Raw genomic sequence first — 21,335 nt, forward strand, 5'->3', positions numbered from 1 at the left:
ATACCAAAAAGATAAAAGCAATACACTGAATCATATAGACATTTAATGTAAACACCGCCTACTAACCAGCGGGTGGCACGAATTCCGGATTTCCGTCGGAGTAAAATGATGACAACACGTCGTTATAGTCAGGAACAGCGTCAGGCTGAACTGTTCAGCCGCATCGAGCAGGATATTCCCGTCAGCGTAAGTCTGGCATTGCGTGAAGACCTGGGTGGCGAAGTCAACCCGGAGCACGATATCACCGCACAGCTGTTGCCAGCGGAAACGCAGGCCAACGCGGTGATCATTACCCGCGAAGCCGGCGTTTTCTGCGGGCAGCGCTGGCTGGACGAGGTGTTTCGTCAGTTGGGAGGCCACATTGCCATTAACTGGCTGGTCCGCGACGGCGATGTCCTGACGGAAAACCAGCCGCTGTGCCGTCTGCACGGACCATCCCGCATACTGCTGACCGGTGAACGTACCGCCCTGAATTTCCTGCAAACACTGTCCGGAGTGGCAACCGAAGTCAGCCGCTATGTAGCGCAGTTGGCAGGTACCCCTACCCGATTGCTGGACACTCGTAAAACGTTGCCCGGCCTGCGCACAGCGCTCAAATACGCGGTACTGTGCGGCGGCGGTAGCAACCACCGCCTCGGCCTGTCGGATGCGTTTCTGATCAAGGAAAACCACATTATCGCCGCCGGCTCCATCAAACAGGCCGTCGAGCAAGCCTTCCTGTTGCGTAGCGATGTGCCGGTAGAAGTCGAAGTGGAAACGCTGGATGAACTGCAGCAAGCGCTGAGCGCCGGCGCGGATATCATCATGCTGGACAACTTCACGCTGGAAGGCATCCGCGAAGCGGTAACGTTGACGCATGGCCGTGCGCTGCTGGAAGTGTCCGGCAACGTGACGCTGCAAACGCTGCCGGATTACGCCGCCACCGGCGTTGACTATATCTCGGTAGGCGCGCTGACCAAGCATGTGCAGGCACTCGATCTGTCGATGCGTTTCAGTTAGTTCTTCTTGCTCCATCATTGCTCTACTCCATCAGCCCGGCATCTCCGGGTTGGTGGCTATCCTGCTTCCTCTCTGGCTTTTTCGCTAATACATCTTTCGCTTTACCCCATCATTTTGCGAGCGAGCACGCCTGTTTTCTGCAATTACCAATCGTTGCACTCCTGGTTTTCGTAGCGGATTCCTGATTGAAAACATGGCCGTCGCCAGCCATGCCCCTTGCCGTTATCCTGCCGCCACCAGCCACACCAGGGAACCAATAACATGACACAACAAGGATTTTCACTGATTGAACTGATGGTGGTCATTGTCATCATCGCCATCCTGAGCGCGCTGGGGATCCCGGCGTATCAGGGCTATCTGCAAAAAGCCGCCATGACCGACATGCTGCAAACCATGAGCGCTTATAAAACCGCCGTAGATCTCTGCGGCCTCAGTAACGCGGGACTGGATGGGTGCAGCGCGGGCAGCCAGGGAATTCCAACGCCAACCACATCGCGTTATGTCAGCGCGGTCACGGTCAATCAGGGCATCATTACCCTGACCGGCCAGTCGACCCTGCAGGGGCTGAGCATCGTCATGACGCCGACGTTGGATGCGCAGAACGGCGCCTCCCGTTGGACGAGAGCCTGCCAGACCGGCGCCAACGCAGATAGCCTGCGTCAGGCATGTGAAGACGTCTTTCGTTTTGACGCTACAGGCGGATGATCATCATGACTCACAACGCGTTACAGCATGAACTGCAATTACTTTGTCGGCGCTACCATGCCCTGCTGCTGGATATGGATGAGCAGGTGGTTTCTATCGCCGTGTCAGGTCTGGTGGCGGAGGAACTGGTCGCCGCGCTACGTTTCGCCAGTCACCGGCGAGTTCTGGTCGAACAATGGCCTGCCGCACGACTGGAACAACAGCTCACGTCGCCACAGGCCGAAGAAACCATCGCGCCTTATCAGGCCGATGCAACAACGCTCGACGAACCCGATGATGCACCGGTGGTCCAGTTCATCAATCAGACGCTGAAACTGGCGATCCAGCGGCGTGCCTCTGATATCCATTTCGAACCGTTGCCTGCCGGTTATCGCGTCAGATTACGTATTGACGGGGTCTTGCATGAAATCCCGCCGGCACCGGATTCTTTGGCCGGACGGCTAATCGCCCGGCTCAAAATCATGGGAAAACTCAATATCGCCGAGCGGCGTTTGCCGCAGGACGGCCAGTTCAGCCTGCGGCTGGATCAGTACGCCTACTCGCTGCGCATCGCCACGTTGCCGGTTCAGGGCGGTGAGAAAGTGGTGCTGAGAGTACTGCAGACACAACAGCAAGCTCTGGAACTGGATGCGCTGGGTCTGCCTGCCCGCGCGTTGCAGCAATTCAAACGGACGCTGAGTTTGCCGCAAGGGCTGATTCTGGTTACCGGCCCTACCGGCAGCGGCAAGACGTTCACACTGTACAGCGCCATTCGCTGGCTGAATGACGTCAGCCGCAATATTTGCAGCGTAGAGGATCCCGTTGAAATTCCGCTGGCCGGCATCAATCAAACCGCTATCCATGCCCAAAGCCAGCTGGATTTCGCCCGGGTACTGCGCGCCCTGCTGCGTCAGGATCCGGACGTGATCATGATTGGCGAAATCCGCGATGCCGAAACCGCAGAAATTGCCGTCAAAGCGGCGCAAACCGGCCATCTGGTACTGTCGACCCTGCATACCAATTCCGCCGCCGACACGCTGGTCCGCCTGGGGCACCTGGGGATTCCCGGTTATCTGCTGGCTGCCGCGCTCAAGCTGGTGATAGCCCAGCGGCTGGTCAGGCGACTGTGCCCGCATTGCCGTCAGTTAGCCGGGGATGCCGCAACCTTGCCCGATAATCTGTGGCAAGGCCCGTTACGGCAATGGCGAGCGACAGGGTGCGAACACTGTTTCTCCGGTTACTACGGCCGGGCGGCGCTTTATGAACTGCTGCCAGTCACGCCAGCGCTTCAGCAGGCATTGGCTGGTTCAGCATCATGGTCCGATAGCGGTCAGGCACAGCCTCTGCAACGAGAAACCGGACTGCTATCCGCCGGGCTGTCGCTGGTCCACGAAGGCATTACCTCTCTGGAGGAAGTCTATCGGGTAGTGGGCGATCGTATTGAATAAGGGCGAATGATGGCGGTACAAAAACTCTATTACTGGCAAGCGCTTCGCAGCAATGGCGAATTCTGCGCCGGTGAACGCATCGGCACTAACCGGGATGAGATTTACCAGTATCTGCTGGAGCTTGGCTACCAGCCGTTGCGCCTCAAAACCGGGCAATACCTAACGCCGCGTTACTGGCGCGGCCCTCAGCTATCAGTCATCATCCGGCAACTGGCGACATTGCTGCAGGCCGGGCTGCCATTGCTGGAGGCATTGGACCTGCTGGGCCGCCAGCACGAAAAAGCAGGCTGGCGCTGCCTGTTGCAGGAAATTCGCCTGCAGGTGTCTCAGGGGCGAGCGTTATCAGAAGTATTAGCCGATTATCCCGCCGTTTTTCCTGTGATGTGCAGCTCGCTGGTGGCTGTCGGCGAACTGACCGGTAAACTGGATGACTGTTGCGACCGGCTGGCAAACTATCAGGAAAACCAGCGCCAACTAACCGGAAAAGTGGTCAAAGCCCTGCGCTATCCGGCCTTTGTGATAACAGTAGGGCTGCTCGTTGCGCTGCTGATGTTAACGCTGGTATTACCGGAATTCGCCGAATTGTACGCCTCCTTTAATGCGCCGCTCCCCTGGCTGACCCGCATGATGCTGGGATTATCGGATACGCTGAGTCGTCACGGTACGCTGCTCGTCACTCTTCCCGTGGCGATATTGCTGAGCTACCGGCAGATACGCCGACAAAAAGCAGAATGGCAAAAACGGGAGCAGCGGTTATTGTTGAGGCTACCGCTGCTATCCACACTGGTACGAGGCCATTGCCTGAGCCAAATCTTTCATACTCTGGCGATGACGCAGCAGGCGGGATTAACGCTGCCTTCCGGCCTGAGCGCCGCCGCGACGCTGAATAACCCGGTTTATCGGCAATCGCTCGCTGAGATCAAAAGCCAGCTTGAGCAGGGCATTCCGCTCGGACAAGCTATCCATGATGAGCCCTGGCTCTATCCGGCTCCTTGCCATCAACTCATCAGCGTCGGGGAGGAAACCGGCGCGCTGGATCAGCTGTTCGCCCGACTGGCAGGCTGGTATGAGAATCATACCCGGCAATTTGCGGATACACTGACGCAAACGCTGGAACCGCTGTTGCTGGTCATCGTCGGCGGGCTGGTGGGAACACTGGTTATCGCCATGTATCTGCCGATTTTCCAGTTAGGGAATGTACTGGCGGGCGCCTGAGCTCGCCAGTACATATACTCACCATGCTTTACTCGTCATACTTTAGGTCGCCGGTGCGCTGGCTTTCCTGCAACTCGAATATTTGGGGTATATCAGCAGGGGATCAGCCGTTAAACACCCGGTTTTCCTGCTCGGCAACCCGAATGAAAGTAGTTCGTTTGGTCAGTTCTTTCAGCCGCGCTGCGCCCACGTAAGTGCAGGCGGAGCGAAGTCCGCCGAGAATATCGCGCACGGTATGTTCTACCGGACCGCGCAACGGCAAACGTACCGTCTTGCCTTCCGCGGCACGATAATCGGCAACGCCGCCGACATGTCGCTCCATCGCCGAAGCGGAACTCATGCCGTAAAACAGCATCATTTTGCGGCCATCCTCCTCAATGATATCGCCGCCGCTCTCTTCATGGGCCGCCAGTAACCCACCCAGCATCACCAAGTCTGCACCGCCGCCAAAGGCTTTGGCGACATCGCCCGGCACGCTACAGCCGCCATCGCTGACAATCTGCCCGCCCAGACCATGCGCGGCATCAGCGCACTCGATAACCGCCGATAACTGCGGATAACCAACGCCGGTTTTCACCCGCGTAGTACAGACGGAACCGGGACCAATACCTACTTTGACAATGTCCGCCCCTGACAATAACAGCTCTTCCACCATCTCCCCGGTTACCACGTTACCGGCACAAATCACTTTGTCCGGAAAGACTTCGCGTGCCTTCTGCACAAAATTGACGAAATGCTCCGAATACCCGTTAGCCACATCAATGCAGATAAATTTCAGAGCCGGCGATAACGCCAGAATCTGCGTCATTTTCTCGAAATCACCGTCAGACGTGCCGCTCGATACCATCACATGACGTAATACAGCAACGGGCGTACTCTCGATAAACTGCCGCCACTCGGCTACCGAATAGTGCTTGTGTACGGCGGTCAGCAGCTCAAATGACGCCAGTACCCGCGCCATCTGGAACGTACCCACCGTATCCATGTTGGCTGCAATAATCGGGACGCCGGACCAGTCGCCGCCGGCATGCAAAAAGGTAAACTCACGCGTCAGCTCCACGTCTGCTCGGCTTTTCAACGTAGAGCGTTTGGGGCGGATAAGCACATCTTTAAAACCCAACTTGATATCTTCTTCAATACGCATGGTAAACGACCTGATGAAGTGAGAATGATGGTCAAGGAAGGAACGGGCGATAAGCGCCAATTCATAATGATCATACGCCCGAATAATCCGGCGGCAAGACTGCGATTTTCCCTCGATTTGGGCTAGAATCCGATAAATTTACCCAGCCATTTCCAGTTGATTACCATGGCATACATCGTCGCGCTGACAGGCGGCATAGGCAGCGGAAAAAGTACGGTTGCTCAGGGCTTTGCAGCGCTAGGCGCCAGCATTGTCGATGCGGACGTAATCGCCCGCCAGGTGGTTTCTCCCGGGCAGCCCGCGCTGGCAGCCATTGTTGAACATTTTGGCCTGGAGATATTACAGCCTGACGGCGCGCTGAACCGAAGCGCCCTGCGAGAACGCATTTTTTCCAGCCCGGAGGACAAACGCTGGCTCAACGCCTTGTTGCATCCGCTGATCCATCAGGAGACCCGGCGTCAGTTGGCGGCCGTCACCACCCCTTACGCGTTATGGGTGGTTCCCCTGCTGGTGGAAAATCAGCTTCAGGAGCAGGCGCAGCGTATTCTGGTGGTGGATGTTCCCCTGGAGACGCAATTGCAACGCACCATGGCCCGGGATGGCGTTTCCCGCGCTCAGGCGCAAAACATTCTGGCGTCGCAGGCCAGCCGTGAACAGCGGTTAGCCTGCGCCGATGATATTATCGATAATAATAGCAATCCGAGCGTACTCGCTCCGCGGATTGCCGCTCTGCATCAGCATTATCTGGCGCTGGCTACATCCGCAACTGACAGGACGACCCATAATGAGTGACGTTTCCTCAACAGTTCTTTTTGAATATCCGCTGAATGAAAAAATGCGTACCTGGCTACGCCTGGAGTTTCTGCTGCAACAGATGTACGACAACCACGCGTTGAAGGATATTGGCGTTGCCCTGACCTTCTTCCGCGCGGTGGCGGAATTGCTGGATATTCTCGAACGCGGGGACGCCCGCCCCGACCTACTGAAAGAGCTGGAACGTCAGCAACAAAAACTGGCGCAGTGGGGCGAACTGCCGGAAGCGGACATTGAGCGCATTAACACGCTGCGTCAGAAGTTACGAAACCTGTCGGGCGAACTGATTGCCGCTCCGCGCATGGGGCAAGGGTTGCGTGAAGACAAGTTGATCGGTATGGTTCGGCAACGCCTGAGCCTGCCGGGCGGATGTTGCAGTTTTGACCTGCCCACACTGCATATCTGGTTACACCAGTTGCCAGAACAAAAACAGTGGCAAACCAGCATCTGGCTGGACAGTGTCTCGCCGTTGAAACGCTCGCTCGACAGCATACTGGAATTGATCCGCCATGCGGGCGCCTTCAAGGAACAAATCAGCCTTAACGGTTTCTATCAGGATAATGCGACCGACGCCGACCTGTTACGTTTACGGATTGGTCTTGAGCATCAGATCTATCCGCAAATATCCGGTCACAAGACCCGTTACGCTATCCGTTTCCTGCCGCTGGATAGCGATGGGCAAACACCTGCGCGACTGGCATTCGAACTGGCTTGTTGCTAAGCGAGAACTGTTTTCTGGAGATAACCGTGCCGAGGATAACGAGATGACCGTTGTAAAATGCCCCACCTGCACCAAACCGGTGGAATGGAGCGAAAATAGCCCTTATCGGCCGTTTTGCAGCAAACGTTGCCAGTTGATCGATTTAGGGGAATGGGCCGACGAGGAAAAATACATTCCCAGTGCGGAAGATGTATCCGACAGCGACGTCTGGAGCGAGCCGCAGCACTAACCCGGTATTGCTACTAATTCCGGTATTGCTACTAATTTCGGTATTCGCTTATTGCCATTCCGCACCGCGATTCATGCCGGCTTCAGCGCATGAATCGCCGGCAGTACGGCAAACCCCGGCTGGAATTTAGGCGATGCCCGCCTTCAGGCGACGAATCATCTCGGCGTTGGCGGGCGGAAATTCTGCTTCATCCAGTTCGTCAGCCGTCAGCCAGCGCGAGGGTTGGCCTTCACGACCATACGGCTCGCCGCGCCATTGCTCCACCAGGAAGAAATGCAGTGTAATCAGGCGTTCGCCTGCCGAAAACGTTTTGCTGTCCAGCGGTTTTGGATTGATCACCTCAATCCCCGCTTCTTCATGCAGTTCTCGCACCAGCGCCTGCTCCGGCGTTTCACCTTCTTCGACCTTGCCGCCGGGAAACTCCCATTTGCCGGCCATGTGCACCCCTGCCGGGCGACAGGCGATGAAGAACTCTCGCTGCGGATTCCGAATAATCCCCACCGCCACAGATAAAGTTTTTTGCATCATTATCCTTTCAACCAGTGAAAAGGCGGTCAATGACCGCCTTTTATTTGATATATCGCTACGTTACCGGCCTTATTTCTGCAGGCGACCGTGGCACTGCTTGTATTTCTTGCCGGAGCCGCACGGGCATGGGTCATTACGACCGATCTTGCGATCGGCATAAGGTGAACCGGTAGCCGCTTCATCCTGATGGCTCAATTGCTGCTGGCGGGCCAGACGCTCGGCTTCTTCACGGCGCTGCTGTTCCAGCGCTTCGATTTCTTCCGGCATCCGCACCTGAACCTTACTCAGGGTGCTGATCACTTCGTATTTGAGGCCTTCCAGCATAGCAGCAAACATGGCGAACGACTCGCGCTTGTATTCCTGCTTCGGATCTTTCTGCGCATACCCGCGCAGATGAATCCCCTGACGCAGATAGTCCATCGCCGCCAGGTGTTCTTTCCACAGCGAATCCAGCGTCTGCAGCATCACGCCCTTCTCGAAGTTGCGCATGACATCGCTGCCGACCACTTCTTCCTTACGGCCATACACTTCCACCGCCTGCGCGTAGATACGTTCCCGCAGCGTCTCTTCATGCAGATCAGGCTCCTTGTCCAGCCATTCGGCGATCGGCAGTTCGAGGTCAAAGTCATTTTTCAGACGCTGTTCCAGCCCCGGAATATCCCACATCTCCTCCAGCGACTGCGGCGGAATATGGGCATCGATGGTGACCTTGAACACGTCTTCACGAATGCTATTGATGGTTTCGCTGATATCAGATGCATCCAACAGTTCGTTGCGCTGAGTATAGATAGCGCGACGCTGGTCATTGGCCACATCATCGTACTCAAGCAGCTGTTTACGAATGTCGAAGTTGCGGTTTTCCACCTTGCGTTGCGCATTGGCAATCGCCTTGGTCACCCACGGATGCTCAATCGCTTCGCCTTCCTTCATCCCCAGTTTACGCATCATGTTGGAAACGCGATCCGACGCAAAAATACGCATCAGCGCATCTTCCATCGACAGGTAGAAACGGGAAGAACCCGGGTCGCCCTGACGGCCGGAACGACCACGCAACTGGTTGTCGATACGGCGGGATTCATGACGTTCGGTGCCGATAATGTGCAGACCGCCTGCAGCCAACACCTCATCATGACGTTGTTGCCATTCAGCTTTAATGGCGGCGATTTGGGCTTCGTCCGGATTTTCCTGTTGCGCCACTTCTGCCTGCCAGCTGCCGCCCAGCACGATATCGGTACCACGGCCCGCCATGTTGGTGGCGATGGTCACCGCCCCCGAGCGCCCGGCCTGCGCCACGATATCCGCTTCCATCGCATGGAATTTGGCGTTCAGTACGTTGTGTTTGATGCCGGCTTTAGTCAGCGCATGCGATACCACTTCGGATTTTTCGATGGAAATGGTCCCCACCAGCACCGGCTGCCCCTTGGCGGTACGCTCTCTGATATCTTCAATGATGGCGCCGATTTTTTCCTGCTCGGTCATGTATACCAAATCCGGCAGATCCTTACGGATCATTGGGCGGTTGGTCGGCACGACGATGGTGTCCAGCTTATAAATCGAGCTGAACTCGAACGCTTCGGTGTCTGCCGTACCGGTCATCCCGGCCAGCTTCTCATAGATACGGAAGTAGTTCTGGAAAGTGATCGAGGCCAGCGTCTGGTTCTCGTTATTGATCTTGACGTTTTCCTTGGCTTCCACCGCCTGGTGCAAACCATCGGACCAGCGGCGCCCCTGCATGGTACGGCCGGTATGCTCGTCAACGATAATGACTTCATCGTCTTTCACAATGTAGTCGACGTCGCGGGTAAACAGCACATGAGCGCGCAATGCCGCCGTCACGTGGTGCATCAGCATAATGTTGGCCGGCGAATACAGCGACTCGCCTTCTTCCATGATGCCGCCTTTCACCAGCAACTCTTCGATTTTAACCAGACCGCGTTCGGTCAGGTTAACCTGACGGGCTTTCTCATCCACCGAGAAATGGCCTTCGCCCTGGAAAGTGTCAGAATCCTCTTTCTCCTGACGGATCAGGTGCGGGATGATTTTGTTTACCCGCATATAAAGTTCGGAACTGTCTTCCGCCGGACCAGAGATAATCAGCGGGGTACGCGCTTCATCGATCAGGATGGAGTCCACTTCGTCCACCAACGCGTAATACAGTTCGCGCTGCACGCGCTCTTCCGGGCTGAACGCCATGTTGTCGCGCAGGTAGTCGAAACCGTATTCGTTGTTAGTGCCGTAGGTAATATCGGCAGCGTAGGCTTCACGCTTGGCCGGCGCCGGCATACCCGGCAGGTTGATGCCGACGGTCAGCCCCAGGAATTCAAACAGCGGGCGGTTATTTTCGGCGTCACGCTGGGCCAGATAGTCGTTGACGGTCACTACATGCACGCCCCGACCAGTCAGAGCATTGAGGTACGCCGGCAGGGTTGCGGTCAGGGTTTTACCTTCACCGGTACGCATTTCCGCGATGCAACGCTCATTCAGCACCATACCGCCGATCAGCTGCACGTCGAAGTGGCGCATGCCAAAAACACGCTTACTGGCTTCACGCACCACAGCGAAGGCTTCCGGCAGCAGCGACTCCAGCGTTTCGCCCTTCTTGATACGGTCACGAAATGCCTGAGTTTTCGCCTTCAGCTCATCATCGGAGAGTTTCTCCATGTCCGGTTCGAAGCGATTGATCACATCCACAATTTTGCGCATACGGCGCAACGCACGGTCATTACGGCTACCGAAAACTTTGGTCAATAACTTGATTAACATAGTAATTTTAATCTCAACAATGCCAGTCCATCGATGCTGGCACGACATCAGAAAAGGAATCTACGGCTACTTGCCATAGAGCAGCACACGATCAAAGTCAGACGCGCGGCCCGGCGCGAATACCCTGAACCTGCGCCAGCCACAGGCCGGTATGATGGGAAGGTGAAAAATGAGTCGGTGCCAGATCGGCGCTGGCGGAAACGTGCGGTGTCGCCTCGCGCGTCAGCAGCGCATTCAGCGTTTCCAGCAATACCTGATGATGTAACCGGGAAGCCTCCGTCGCCTCAACCACGGTAACAGGTGGTGTAAAAGCAAACGACAGGTGACGAATCACCGTACGGATGGCATGCTGATGCCAGAAATCATTACTGAATGGCGAACGGCGGCGGGAATCTTTTAAGGCCGCCAGATCGGTGAGATTGAAATAAGATACGTTCGGACGACTGATCGCCGATGCGGAATTGGGTGCAGTAGAGGCATCGCGTGATTCGGTGAAGTTGGCAGGCAGGCCGAGCGTCGCCGCGACCATCCCCAGCAGCAGGTGAGGCCAGAAATAACGTCTGCCAAATTGTCGCCAACGATTTAAAATACCAATCACAAGTTTCTTTCCGTCGGAGCCTGCGTTATGCGTGATAACCGTCCACAATCACTGGAGTCATTTTTTGATGGCGCATCGCAAGCCGGGTCTGGCCCGCTGCATGATATTCAACAACGTGCGCTCGCACTGCTGAAACTCAATCGGGCGGTGCACGCCCTGCTGCCAACAGCGCTGCGTTCGTACTGCCGAGTGGCTAACTATCGTCATGGTCTGCTGGTACTGGAAACCGCCGGCGCCAACTGGCTAATGCGGTTACGTTATGAACAACCTGCCCTGCTTTCCGCTCTGCGCGCACAAATACTACCATCATTGGCGGCAATCGACATCAGGATTAATCCAGCGCTGGCCGCAAAAATGCATGAAAACGAGAAAACCCATGCTATTGCACCGACAGATGAAACCGCTGTGACAACAACACGAATTCTCAGTGCGCAGAGTGCGGAAATATTAAAGGGGCTGGCGGAGCAAAGTCCGGAACGACTACAGAAAATATTAAAACGACTGGCTTCACTGGCCGGAGAGAATACCAGCGAAAACCAGTCGTCATGATGTCATGTATTGCGGATCAGGCCAGAACGGTCGACGGCGCTTTGAAAGCCAGCGGCATTTCCGCTTCATCTTCAAAGGTCACGAATTCCCACGCTTCCTGTTTAGCCAGCACAGCCTGCAGCAGTTTGTTGTTCAACGCGTGGCCGGATTTGAACGCCGTGAACGCGCCAATGATGTTGTGACCGCACATGAACAGGTCGCCAATCGCGTCCAGCATTTTGTGGCGCACGAACTCATCGTCAAAGCGCAGACCGTCTTCGTTCAGCACACGGTAATCATCCACCACGATCGCACTATCGAGACTGCCGCCCAGGCACAGACCGCGGGATTGCAGATACTCGATATCGCGCATAAACCCAAAGGTACGCGCGCGGCTGATCTGGCGCACGAACGCATCAGCGGAGAAATCCAGCTTGAAGCGCTGTGAACCGGCATCAATCACCGGGTGATTAAAGTCGATGGTGAAATCAAGGCTAAAACCGTTGAACGGCTTCAATTCTGCCCACTTGTCACCGTCTTCTACGCGTACAGGCTGTTTGATACGAACAAACTTCTTGGCACAGTTCAGTTCTTCGATACCAGCATCCAGCAGCAGGTAGACAAATGGACTGGCGCTGCCGTCCATGATCGGAATTTCAGGCGCATCTACGTCAACAACAATGTTATCGATGCCTAATCCCGCCAGGGCCGCATTCAGATGCTCCACCGTCGAAATGCGCACGTCATGCTCATTAACCAGGCAAGTACAGAGCATGGTATCACGCACGGATTTGGCATCAGCCGGAAAATCAACCGGTGGATTCAAGTCAGTACGACGATAGATGACCCCGGTGTTCGCCGGTGCAGGACGCATAGTCAGGGTGACTTTTTTGCCGGTATGAAGACCGACCCCTGTCGCCTGTACGATACGTTTTAATGTACGTTGTTTGATCATCGTATTATCTCGCATTCATCTGAACCTACGGCCTTAGCTTACACCAAGGCCGGCGGCACAGTTTAGCACAAAGAGCGGAGATTCCAACCTAACCTTAGTCAGCCTGCTTACGCAGGAAAGCAGGAATATCGAGATAGTCCGGCTCTTTATTGGTCTGCACGCTCTGGTCGTTCACCACTTTGGCTGCAGGTTTTTCCTGCGTCAGCGGCGCCATGCCATGTTGCTGATAGCGGTGGTCCATAACCGGCTGGCTGCTTTGCTTGTTGGTAACCAGCGTAATTTCCGGACGTTTGTCCATGCCGATGCCGGTGGCGACCACGGTCACCCGCAGTTCGTCGTTCATATCCGGATCCAGTGATGTACCAATCACTACCGTCGCATTATCGGATGCAAACGCGCGAATGGTATTACCAACAGTCTCAAATTCATCCAGACGCAGATCGAAACCAGCGGTAATGTTAACCAGCACGCCGCGCGCGCCGGAAAGGTCGATATCTTCCAGCAGCGGGCTGGAGATAGCCATTTCCGCCGCCTCTTCCGCACGGTCTTCACCGCGAGCCACGCCGGAACCCATCATGGCGTAACCCATTTCGGACATCACGGTGCGCACGTCGGCAAAGTCGACGTTCATCAGACCCGGACGGGTAATCAGCTCGGCAATACCCTGCACCGCGCCTTTCAACACGTCGTTAGCCGCGCCGAACGCGTCCAGCAGGGAGATACCGCGCCCCAGCACTTTCAACAGCTTATCGTTGGGGATGGTGATCAGCGAATCAACGTGCTTGGACAGCTCCGCGATCCCCTGCTCGGCAAACGCCATGCGTTTTTTGCCTTCAAAATTGAACGGCTTGGTCACTACGGCAACCGTCAGGATACCCAGATCCTTGGCGACTTCCGCCACCACCGGCGCAGCGCCGGTGCCGGTGCCGCCGCCCATACCGGCTGCGATGAACACCATGTCCGCACCTTCCAGCGCAGAACGCAGTGCTTCGCGATCTTCCTCGGCGGAATTGCGGCCCACTTCCGGGTTGGCGCCAGCGCCCAGACCCTTGGTGATACCGCTGCCGATCTGGATGGTCTGGCCGACCGCCGTTTTGCGCAGTGCCTGAGCATCGGTGTTAACCGCAAAGAATTCAACACCTTCGATGCGTTCACGCACCATGTGTTCGACAGCGTTGCCGCCGCCACCACCGACGCCGATGACTTTAATCACCGCGTCGTTGGTTAACTCCATTGGTTCAAACATAGTTTCTCTCCGTCTTGTGCCTGTGTTACTTCAAGATCAAAAAAGTCGTGCTAAATGATCTCTTTTGATAACCGTCAAAATTCTTTTCTCAGCCAGCTGTTCAGGCGTTTAAACCAGTTACTGACTGAGGCGCGTTTCTCAACCTCGTGTTCGCCACTCAGATGAGACTCTTTGCCGTAATGCAGCAGCCCCACTGCTGTCGAGTAATAGGGCTCCTGCGCATAATCCGTTAATCCGGTGATATTCAGCGGCTGGCCGATGCGCACCTGCGTGTGGAACACGCGCTGCGCGCAGGCCGCCAGACCGTCAATTTGCGCCGCACCGCCGGTCAGCACGATGCCGGCCGCCAGATGATGCTTCACGCCCTGCTGGCGCAGCTGTTCCTGCAACTGCAACAGCTCGTCATTCACCAGATTCAATAACTCGGTATAGCGAGGTTCAATCACCTCCGCCAGCGTCTGACGCTGCAGACTACGCGGCGGACGACCACCGACGCTCGGCACTTCCACGGTTTCATCTTTGCTGACGATGGAACCGAGCGCGCAACCGTAACGTACCTTGATCGCTTCCGCATCCGTGGGCGGCGTGCCAAACGCATAGGCTATATCGCTGGTGACTACGTTACCAGCATAAGGAATCACTTTTGTGTGACGCAGCGCGCCGCCGGTATACACCGCCATATCCATGGTGCCGCCGCCGATATCCACTACGCACACGCCCAGTTCGCGCTCGTCTTCGGTCAGCACCGCATAACTCGATGCCAGCCCGGCGAAAATCAGCTGATCCACCTTCAGACCGCAACGCTCCACCGCTTTAACAATGTTCTTCGCCATGTCGTTATGACAGGTGATCAGGTGCACCTTGGCCTGCATCCGCACGCCAGACAGCCCGACCGGGTTTTTAATCCCTTCCTGATAATCAATGGCGTATTCCTGCGGGATCACATGCAGAATACGGTGCTCATCACGGACCCGGACAGATTTGGCCGTATGCACCACGCTTTCGACATCGTCCTGCGTGACTTCTTCTTCGGAGATAGGCACCATGCCGATCTCGTTCTGGCAGCTGATGTGCTTACCGGACAACGCCAGATACACGGATGAAATCTGGCAATCAGCCATCAGTTCGGCCTGATCGATGGCGCGCTGAACGCACTTGACCACCGATTCCAGATCGTTAACGCCGCCTTTATCCATGCCCCGTGACGGGCAGCTTCCCACACCGATGATATTGATCATGCCATCTGGCAGAACTTCACCTACCAGCGCAGCCACCTTTGCTGTACCGATTTCCAGCCCAACTACCAGTTTTCTGTCCGTCGACTTGATCATTGCTGTTTAGCCTGTGCCTGATTTTGTTGCTGATTACCGTTCTTTTGCTGATCAATGTCTTTTTGCTGATCAATAAATGCCGGGCTCCAACCTACCGCTGCGCCGGTTTCATAGCGCAAATCCACGTAGTTAACCCGCTTGTTTTCATTCTGGGCCTGCCGCTGCAACAACGGATAGATCTCCAGAAAACGCGCCAGACGCCGACTTCGGTCATCACGTCCCAGATCGAGGCGGATATCATCGTCCAGCCCAACCTGCCATGAATGGCGCGCGGTCATCGCCACCATCTTCACCGTGAACTTGCCTGCCGCCAGTATCTGGTTCATCTCGCGATACCCCTCCAGCACGTCTTCTTCACCGCCCTCCGGACCGTACAACATCGGCATTTTTTTGTTGCCGATGCGCTCAGCCGGCACGCTGAAGGTGTTACCCTCGCTGTCAACCATGAGCTGGTCATTCCAGCGCGCAAACGGAACGTATTCAACCAGATGAATCTTTAATTCGTCCGGCCACTGCTTACGTACGCTGGCCTGTTTAATCCAGGGCAGGCGCTCGATCTGCTGCTGGATGACATTCACATCCTGCGTCATGAACGTCCCCGGCGAGCCCAGCGACAAAATCGCCTGGCGAATATCGTCATTGGTGGTGTAGTGTCGCTCGCCGGTCACCACCAGTCTGGACAGCGGCAGACGACTGGCATCTTTCATCCAGCCCAGCACCATCCAGCTTCCCCACAAGATGGTGCCGGCCACCATCAGCAGGAAAAAAATCCCCGCCAGCTGACTGCCATTGCTGCGTCGTGCGCCCTTTTCCTGCTCACGTCCGCGTGTATTCAACGCCGCCTGCGACATACTAATCAGCCAACTCCACAACAGATACGCGGCGGTAACCGTTGTCTGTCTGGACTGAGCGCGAAACGTCGGCGCACCGAACCTCAGCCGGCCATCGGCCGGTTTCGTCGTGGTCAGCGTGGGTGCGTTTCATCACTACCATCACGTGCTCAGTCATCCTGTTCTCAGTCTTTGGTCTTCGCCTGCAGACGATTTTCCGCCAGCCGACGCGCCAGTTTGCCAATGTTGCCGGCGCCCTGAACCAGCACCAGATCATCGCCCTGCAGCGCCTGCGCCAGCAGTTCAGGCAGCGTCTCCACATCCGGCACCATGATCGGGTCGATTTTGCCGCGTCCGCGAATGGTGCGACACAGCGACCGGCTGTCCGCTCCCGGAATCGGCGCTTCGCCGGCCGGATACACATCCAGCATCAGCAGCACATCCACCTGGGACAGTACGTGCGCGAAGTCATCGTACAGATCCCGCGTGCGGGTATAGCGGTGCGGCTGAAAAATCATCACCAGGCGTTTATCCGGCCAGCCGGCGCGCGCCGCCTTGATGGTGGCGTCCACTTCCGTCGGGTGATGCCCGTAATCATCCACCAGCATGGCGCTGCCGCTTTTGCCGTTAACCGGCTGTAGCGGGAATTCGCCCAGAAAATCAAACCGACGCCCCGTTCCCTGAAAGCGCGCCAGCGCTCGCAGAATCGCGTCGTCATCAATGCCTTCTTCCGTCGCCACCGCTACCGCCGCCGCCGCATTCAGCGCATTGTGGCGGCCCGGCGCATTCAGCGTCACATTCAGCAGCGGTTTACCCTGACGCGCCAGCGTAAACAGCCCCTGCGCCCCAACCTGCCGGTAGTCAGCCAACCGCACATCCGCATCGTCGCTGAAACCATAAGTGGTGATGTGACGCCCCACTTTCGGCAACAGTTCCCGAATCACCGCATCATCCAGGCACATCACCGCATGGCCGTAAAACGGCAGGTTATGCAGGAAGTTGATGAACGTCTGCTTGAGGTTCTCAAAATCGCCCTGATACGTGTCCATATGGTCGGCTTCGATGTTGGTCACAATCGCCACCATCGGCTGCAAATGCAGGAACGACGCATCGCTCTCGTCCGCTTCCGCAATCAGGTAACGGCTCGACCCTAACCGGGCGTGCGTCCCCGCGGCTTTGACCAGCCCGCCGTTGACGAACGTCGGGTCCAGCCCCGCTTCCGCATAGATACTGGTCACCATCGCCGTGGTCGTGGTCTTGCCATGCGTTCCGGCAATGGCGATGCCATGACGAAAGCGCATCAATTCTGCCAGCATCTCTGCCCGGCGAATCACCGGAATACGGGCCTCATGTGCCGCGATAATCTCCGGGTTATCCGCCGTAATCGCGCTGGATACCACCACCACGCTCGCTTCGTTCACATTTTCCGGGCGATGGTGGAAATAGATCTGGGCGCCCAGATCGGTCAACTGTTGAGTCACAGCGTTGGGCGCCAGATCAGAACCGCTGATCTGATAGCCCTCGTTAGCCAGGACTTCGGCGATACCGCCCATGCCGGCACCACCGATGCCAACAAAATGGATGTGCCGGACGCGGTGCATCTCGGGCACGATTGAACGCAGTTTCGCCAGTTCTTGAGTATTCACTATCTTCTATCGCAACCTACATCAACGCCGGCTATTGCCGGCCATTATCATTAATTCCGGACAGCGTGAGCCGCCCGCTGCATCGCCGCCGCCGCGACTTCGGCCGCCACCCGTTCCGTCGCATCGGGAATCGCCACGGTTCGGGCTTTTTGCGCCATATCGCGTAACGTGGCGCGATCCCAGGTCGACAACACCTCGCTTATCGCGTCCACGCTGAGGTCGGCCTGTTCGATAATCTTTGCGGCGCCCGCCTGTTCCAGCGGCAACGCATTCCAGTACTGCTGCCGATCCTTATGCTGGAACGGCACAAACAACGCCGGCAACCCGGCCGCGGCAATCTCGCTGACGGTTAGCGCACCGGAGCGGCACACCACCACATCGGCCCAGGCATACGCCGCCGCCATGTCGTCGATAAACTCGGTAATCCGGTGCTGCGGCTGACCGGCTTGCGCATAAGCAGCCTGTACTTCCGCCTGAGCGCCTTTGCCGGTTTGGTGCCAGATGGTAACGGCGTCATGCATCCGCGCCGCTACGCCGGGCAGGGTTTGATTCAGCACCCGCGCCCCCTGGCTTCCACCAACCACCAGTACCCGCACCGGGCCGCTGCGCTCAGCCAGTCGCTCCGTCGGCGACGGCAGCGCCAGCACATCGGTACGCACCGGATTTCCCACCACATCCGCGTGAGGAAACGCCCCCGGGAATGCCTGTAATACTTTTTTGGCGATGCGCGACAGCCAGCGGTTGGTCAACCCGGCGATACCATTTTGCTCGTGCAAAACCACCGGGATGCCGCACAGCCAGGCAGCCAGACCGCCGGGGCCGGACACATAACCGCCCATCCCCAACACAACGTCCGGCTGATAGCGGCGCATAATCGCCTGCGCCTGCCGCACCGCCCGGAAGATACGCACCGGCGCCAGCACCAATGCCGCCAGTCCTTTGCCGCGCAGACCGGAAATACGGATAAAGTCGATGTCGATGCCGTGTTTCGGCACCAGATCCGCTTCCATCCGGTCGGCCGTGCCCAGCCAGCGCACCTGCCAGCCCTGCGCCATCAGATGATGCGCCACCGCCAGACCGGGAAACACATGCCCGCCGGTACCGCCGGCCATCACCATCAAACGCTTGCCTTCGCCACTCATCGGGCACCCCTCGTAAACGCCTGCGCTTTGGTCAGGCGCGTTTCATAATCAATTCGCAACAACAACACGATAGCCGTCGACATAATCAGCAGACTGGAACCGCCGTAGCTGATCAGCGGCAATGTCAGCCCTTTGGTCGGCAACATGCCCGCGGCCGCGCCGACATTCACCAGCGTCTGAAAACTGAACCAGATACCGATGGAGCAGGCCAGAAAGCCCGAAAAACGCTGATCGATTTCCAGCGCCCGCCGCCCTATCGACATCGCCCGAAAAGCGACGAAGAATATCATTAACAACGCCAAAACCACACCGATATAGCCCAGTTCCTCCCCCAGAATGGAGAAAATGAAGTCGGTATGCGCTTCCGGCAAATATTCCAGTTTCTGGATGGAATTGCCGAGCCCCTGCCCCCACAGTTCGCCGCGGCCAAACGCCATCAACGACTGGGTCAACTGATAACCGCTGCCGAACGGGTCGTCCCACGGATTCCAGAACGACGTCACGCGGCGTACGCGATACGGCTCCGCGATAATCAACAGCGCGACGGCGAAGATGCCACAACCGATGATCGCCAGGAACTGCCACAGTTTGGCTCCGGCCAGAAACAACATCGCCAGCGTGGTGATGAACAGCACCACCACCGTACCGAGGTCCGGCTGAGCCAGCAGCAGCACCGCCAGCACCACCATCACGCCCATCGGCTTGCAAAATCCCCAGAAGTTATTCCGTACCTCTTCGACTTTGCGCACCATGTAGCTGGAGAGGTAGCAGAACAACGACAACTTCGATAACTCAGCCGGCTGAATACGTAGCGGGCCAAGGGAAATCCAGCGTGACGCCCCGTTGACCGAGCTGCCCACCACCAGCACGATCAGCAGCATCACCATCGACGCCAGCAGCAATACCACGCTGTAACGCTGCCAAACCTCCATCGGTACCCGCATGGTGACCAGCGACAAACCAAACGCCAGCCCCAGATACAGCGCATCGCGCTTGGCGAATAAAAAGGGATCGCTGGCCAGCCGCTGCCCGACCGGCATCGACGCCGAGGTCACCATCACAAAGCCGATCACCGCCAGCCCCAGGGTCAACCACAGCAGCGTCCGGTCGTACAGCACGGTGCTGAGGTTGTCGCTTTCACGCGTCCCCATCACCCAGCTTTTCAGACGTTCGACCATGCCGGCCCCGATAAAACGCATTATCCCAGTTCCTCCGCCAGGCGGGCGAACTCATCGCCGCGCTGTTCGAAACTGCGGAACTGATCGAGACTGGCGCAAGCTGGCGACAGCAACACCATGTCACCCGGCTGGGTGCGGCCGGCGATAAGACGCATCGCCTGCTCCATAGTTTCGGTCTGCTCGGCGATTTCCGGACGCAGCGCCGCCAGTTGCCCGCCATCACGGCCAAAGCAGTACAGACGAATGCGGTCGCCCTGCAGGTAATGCAATAACGGAGAGAAATCCGCCGATTTTCCGTCGCCACCCAGCAGCAGATGCAGCGTGCCATCGACATGCAGCCCGCTCAGCGCCGCCTCGGTGCTGCCGACATTGGTAGCCTTGGAATCATTGATCCAGCGCACGTCATGACGCGCCAGCACCAGTTGGAAACGGTGCGGCAGGCCGGTAAAGGTAGTCAGCGCGATCAGGGCCGACGAGCGGGGAATGCCCACAGCGTCCGCCAGCGCCAGCGCAGCCAGCGCATTGGTGTAGTTGTGCTGACCGACCAGTTTGATTTCGCGGGTATTCAGCACCCGCTCGCCTTTCACCCGCAGCCAGGTTTCACCCTGCTGCCGGTTCAGGTGGTAATCGCCCACATCCACGCCGAAACTCAGGCAACGCGCGTCGGCGCCGCGCACCGGCATGGTCAGGGCGTCGTCCGCGTTCACAATGCAGACTTTGGCGTTTTCATAAATGCGCAATTTGGCGGCGCGGTACTGCTGCAGCCCCAACGGGTAACGGTTGGTGTGATCCTCGGTAACGTTGAGGATCGTGGCGGCGGCGGCGTGCAGGCTGTAAGTGGTTTCCAACTGGAAGCTCGACAGCTCCAGCACATACAGCTGGCTTTCCTGCTTGAGCAGCTCCAGCGCCGGTACGCCGATGTTGCCGCCTACGCCGACGGCCCAACCGGCCGCACGCGCCATTTCACCCACCAGCGTGGTAACGGTGCTTTTACCGTTGGACCCGGTGATAGCGACGATCGGCGCCTGCGCTTCGCGACAGAACAGTTCGATATCGCCGATAATTTCAATGCCGGCTTCCGCCGCCTCGCACAGGATCGGCGTCGCCAGCGCAATACCCGGACTGGCGACGATCAAATCGGCAGACAGCAGCCACTCATCATTAAGGCTACCCAGATGACGCTCAACGGACTCAGGCAGTTTATCCAGGCCCGGCGGACTAATACGGGTATCCACCACGCGCGGCACCACCCCGCGTGCAAGGAAAAAATCAACACAGGAGAGCCCTGTCAGCCCTAACCCGATAATGACAACCTTTCTACCCTGATAGTCCATTTT

At 57.2% G+C, this 21,335-nt stretch carries 20 protein-coding genes; 8 read left to right on the forward strand and 12 right to left on the reverse strand.

What is annotated here, in order from left to right; all coding sequences use genetic code 11:
* Window positions 1-108: 108 nt before the first annotated feature.
* The 4 genes from nadC (at window position 109) to hofC (ending at window position 4,346) form a co-directional block, all read left to right on the forward strand.
* Window positions 109-999 carry a carboxylating nicotinate-nucleotide diphosphorylase gene (gene nadC, locus CPA59_RS19050; protein ID WP_049853554.1) on the forward strand — a complete coding sequence of 297 codons (891 nt, stop codon included), beginning with the start codon at window positions 109-111 and terminating at the stop codon, window positions 997-999.
* Between the two features lie 261 nt (window positions 1,000-1,260).
* The gene (gene ppdD / locus CPA59_RS19055) at window positions 1,261-1,704 is read left to right on the forward strand and encodes a prepilin peptidase-dependent pilin (RefSeq protein WP_038665751.1); all 444 of its coding nucleotides are present in this window, start codon (window positions 1,261-1,263) and stop codon (window positions 1,702-1,704) included.
* A gap of 5 nt (window positions 1,705-1,709) precedes the next feature.
* Window positions 1,710-3,131, forward strand: coding sequence for a type II secretion system protein GspE (gene gspE / locus CPA59_RS19060; protein ID WP_107760893.1), 1,422 nt, complete (start codon window positions 1,710-1,712; stop codon window positions 3,129-3,131).
* Between the two features lie 9 nt (window positions 3,132-3,140).
* Complete coding sequence (gene hofC / locus CPA59_RS19065; RefSeq protein ID WP_107760895.1) at window positions 3,141-4,346, forward strand: protein transport protein HofC; 1,206 nt, start codon at window positions 3,141-3,143, stop codon at window positions 4,344-4,346.
* A 103-nt stretch (window positions 4,347-4,449) separates the two neighbouring features.
* Here hofC and CPA59_RS19070 read toward each other — a convergent pair whose 3' ends face one another.
* Window positions 4,450-5,490 carry a GMP reductase gene (locus CPA59_RS19070; protein ID WP_107760440.1) on the reverse strand — a complete coding sequence of 347 codons (1,041 nt, stop codon included), beginning with the start codon at window positions 5,488-5,490 and terminating at the stop codon, window positions 4,450-4,452.
* Between the two features lie 165 nt (window positions 5,491-5,655).
* On the opposite strand from CPA59_RS19070, the gene coaE reads away from it, so the two are divergent.
* From coaE to yacG, 3 genes are read left to right on the forward strand one after another with little or no spacing between them, the layout of a single operon-like run.
* Window positions 5,656-6,282 carry a dephospho-CoA kinase gene (coaE, locus tag CPA59_RS19075; protein WP_038921121.1) on the forward strand — a complete coding sequence of 209 codons (627 nt, stop codon included), beginning with the start codon at window positions 5,656-5,658 and terminating at the stop codon, window positions 6,280-6,282.
* Entirely contained in the window at window positions 6,275-7,024 is a 750-nt protein-coding gene (gene zapD / locus CPA59_RS19080; RefSeq protein ID WP_038665739.1) for a cell division protein ZapD, read from the forward strand. Before coaE ends, zapD begins: the two co-directional genes overlap by 8 nt.
* A gap of 43 nt (window positions 7,025-7,067) precedes the next feature.
* Window positions 7,068-7,253 (forward strand): DNA gyrase inhibitor YacG, encoded by a 186-nt coding sequence (yacG, locus tag CPA59_RS19085; RefSeq protein WP_038920217.1) that lies wholly within the window; start codon window positions 7,068-7,070, stop codon window positions 7,251-7,253.
* 126 nt (window positions 7,254-7,379) lie between these two features.
* Here yacG and mutT read toward each other — a convergent pair whose 3' ends face one another.
* From mutT to secM, 3 genes are all read right to left on the reverse strand, one after another.
* A complete protein-coding gene (mutT, locus tag CPA59_RS19090) occupies window positions 7,380-7,781 on the reverse strand; it encodes an 8-oxo-dGTP diphosphatase MutT (RefSeq protein WP_072093485.1) in 402 nt (133 codons plus the stop codon).
* Between the two features lie 69 nt (window positions 7,782-7,850).
* A complete protein-coding gene (gene secA, locus CPA59_RS19095) occupies window positions 7,851-10,544 on the reverse strand; it encodes a preprotein translocase subunit SecA (protein ID WP_107760442.1) in 2,694 nt (897 codons plus the stop codon).
* A gap of 97 nt (window positions 10,545-10,641) precedes the next feature.
* Entirely contained in the window at window positions 10,642-11,142 is a 501-nt protein-coding gene (gene secM / locus CPA59_RS19100; RefSeq protein ID WP_039691721.1) for a secA translation cis-regulator SecM, read from the reverse strand.
* A 27-nt stretch (window positions 11,143-11,169) separates the two neighbouring features.
* Here secM and CPA59_RS19105 point away from each other — a divergent pair, with 27 nt between their 5' ends.
* The gene (locus tag CPA59_RS19105) at window positions 11,170-11,691 is read left to right on the forward strand and encodes a DUF721 domain-containing protein (protein WP_038665723.1); all 522 of its coding nucleotides are present in this window, start codon (window positions 11,170-11,172) and stop codon (window positions 11,689-11,691) included.
* Window positions 11,692-11,707: 16 nt separating this feature from the next.
* On the opposite strand, the gene lpxC is transcribed toward CPA59_RS19105, so the two are convergent.
* The 8 genes from lpxC to murD form a co-directional block, all read right to left on the reverse strand.
* Entirely contained in the window at window positions 11,708-12,625 is a 918-nt protein-coding gene (gene lpxC, locus CPA59_RS19110; protein WP_024107274.1) for a UDP-3-O-acyl-N-acetylglucosamine deacetylase, read from the reverse strand.
* A 94-nt stretch (window positions 12,626-12,719) separates the two neighbouring features.
* Window positions 12,720-13,871: a cell division protein FtsZ gene (gene ftsZ / locus CPA59_RS19115; RefSeq protein ID WP_012886159.1), complete on the reverse strand. Its 1,152-nt coding sequence runs from the start codon at window positions 13,869-13,871 to the stop codon at window positions 12,720-12,722.
* A 74-nt stretch (window positions 13,872-13,945) separates the two neighbouring features.
* Window positions 13,946-15,202 carry a cell division protein FtsA gene (ftsA, locus tag CPA59_RS19120; RefSeq protein ID WP_013319461.1) on the reverse strand — a complete coding sequence of 419 codons (1,257 nt, stop codon included), beginning with the start codon at window positions 15,200-15,202 and terminating at the stop codon, window positions 13,946-13,948.
* The gene (ftsQ, locus tag CPA59_RS19125) at window positions 15,199-16,053 is read right to left on the reverse strand and encodes a cell division protein FtsQ (protein WP_038665718.1); all 855 of its coding nucleotides are present in this window, start codon (window positions 16,051-16,053) and stop codon (window positions 15,199-15,201) included. The genes ftsA and ftsQ overlap by 4 nt, the downstream gene beginning before the upstream one ends.
* 164 nt (window positions 16,054-16,217) lie before the next feature.
* The gene (murC, locus tag CPA59_RS19130) at window positions 16,218-17,678 is read right to left on the reverse strand and encodes a UDP-N-acetylmuramate--L-alanine ligase (protein ID WP_039691729.1); all 1,461 of its coding nucleotides are present in this window, start codon (window positions 17,676-17,678) and stop codon (window positions 16,218-16,220) included.
* Between the two features lie 50 nt (window positions 17,679-17,728).
* The gene (murG, locus tag CPA59_RS19135) at window positions 17,729-18,820 is read right to left on the reverse strand and encodes an undecaprenyldiphospho-muramoylpentapeptide beta-N-acetylglucosaminyltransferase (RefSeq protein ID WP_107760444.1); all 1,092 of its coding nucleotides are present in this window, start codon (window positions 18,818-18,820) and stop codon (window positions 17,729-17,731) included.
* Window positions 18,817-20,019 (reverse strand): cell division protein FtsW, encoded by a 1,203-nt coding sequence (gene ftsW, locus CPA59_RS19140; RefSeq protein ID WP_039691732.1) that lies wholly within the window; start codon window positions 20,017-20,019, stop codon window positions 18,817-18,819. The genes murG and ftsW overlap by 4 nt, the downstream gene beginning before the upstream one ends.
* A complete protein-coding gene (gene murD, locus CPA59_RS19145; protein ID WP_107760445.1) occupies window positions 20,019-21,332 on the reverse strand; it encodes a UDP-N-acetylmuramoyl-L-alanine--D-glutamate ligase in 1,314 nt (437 codons plus the stop codon). Before murD ends, ftsW begins: the two co-directional genes overlap by 1 nt.
* Window positions 21,333-21,335 lie beyond the last annotated feature (3 nt).

This window comes from Dickeya sp. Secpp 1600 (genome assembly GCF_003049805.1).
In the GTDB taxonomy this organism is placed as follows: Bacteria; Pseudomonadota; Gammaproteobacteria; order Enterobacterales; family Enterobacteriaceae; genus Dickeya; species Dickeya fangzhongdai.

Coding starts and splice junctions, on each gene's coding strand:
- lpxC (WP_024107274.1), bottom strand. CDS start 12,625: ATGATCAAACAACGTACATTAAAACGTATCGTACAGGCGACAGGGGTC.
- coaE (WP_038921121.1), top strand. CDS start 5,656: ATGGCATACATCGTCGCGCTGACAGGCGGCATAGGCAGCGGAAAAAGT.
- yacG (WP_038920217.1), top strand. CDS start 7,068: ATGACCGTTGTAAAATGCCCCACCTGCACCAAACCGGTGGAATGGAGC.
- nadC (WP_049853554.1), top strand. CDS start 109: ATGACAACACGTCGTTATAGTCAGGAACAGCGTCAGGCTGAACTGTTC.
- gspE (WP_107760893.1), top strand. CDS start 1,710: ATGACTCACAACGCGTTACAGCATGAACTGCAATTACTTTGTCGGCGC.
- ftsQ (WP_038665718.1), bottom strand. CDS start 16,053: ATGTCGCAGGCGGCGTTGAATACACGCGGACGTGAGCAGGAAAAGGGC.
- ppdD (WP_038665751.1), top strand. CDS start 1,261: ATGACACAACAAGGATTTTCACTGATTGAACTGATGGTGGTCATTGTC.
- secA (WP_107760442.1), bottom strand. CDS start 10,544: ATGTTAATCAAGTTATTGACCAAAGTTTTCGGTAGCCGTAATGACCGT.
- murD (WP_107760445.1), bottom strand. CDS start 21,332: ATGGACTATCAGGGTAGAAAGGTTGTCATTATCGGGTTAGGGCTGACA.
- ftsW (WP_039691732.1), bottom strand. CDS start 20,019: ATGCGTTTTATCGGGGCCGGCATGGTCGAACGTCTGAAAAGCTGGGTG.
- ftsA (WP_013319461.1), bottom strand. CDS start 15,202: ATGATCAAGTCGACGGACAGAAAACTGGTAGTTGGGCTGGAAATCGGT.
- ftsZ (WP_012886159.1), bottom strand. CDS start 13,871: ATGTTTGAACCAATGGAGTTAACCAACGACGCGGTGATTAAAGTCATC.
- mutT (WP_072093485.1), bottom strand. CDS start 7,781: ATGATGCAAAAAACTTTATCTGTGGCGGTGGGGATTATTCGGAATCCG.
- CPA59_RS19070 (WP_107760440.1), bottom strand. CDS start 5,490: ATGCGTATTGAAGAAGATATCAAGTTGGGTTTTAAAGATGTGCTTATC.
- hofC (WP_107760895.1), top strand. CDS start 3,141: ATGGCGGTACAAAAACTCTATTACTGGCAAGCGCTTCGCAGCAATGGC.
- CPA59_RS19105 (WP_038665723.1), top strand. CDS start 11,170: ATGCGTGATAACCGTCCACAATCACTGGAGTCATTTTTTGATGGCGCA.
- zapD (WP_038665739.1), top strand. CDS start 6,275: ATGAGTGACGTTTCCTCAACAGTTCTTTTTGAATATCCGCTGAATGAA.
- murG (WP_107760444.1), bottom strand. CDS start 18,820: ATGAGTGGCGAAGGCAAGCGTTTGATGGTGATGGCCGGCGGTACCGGC.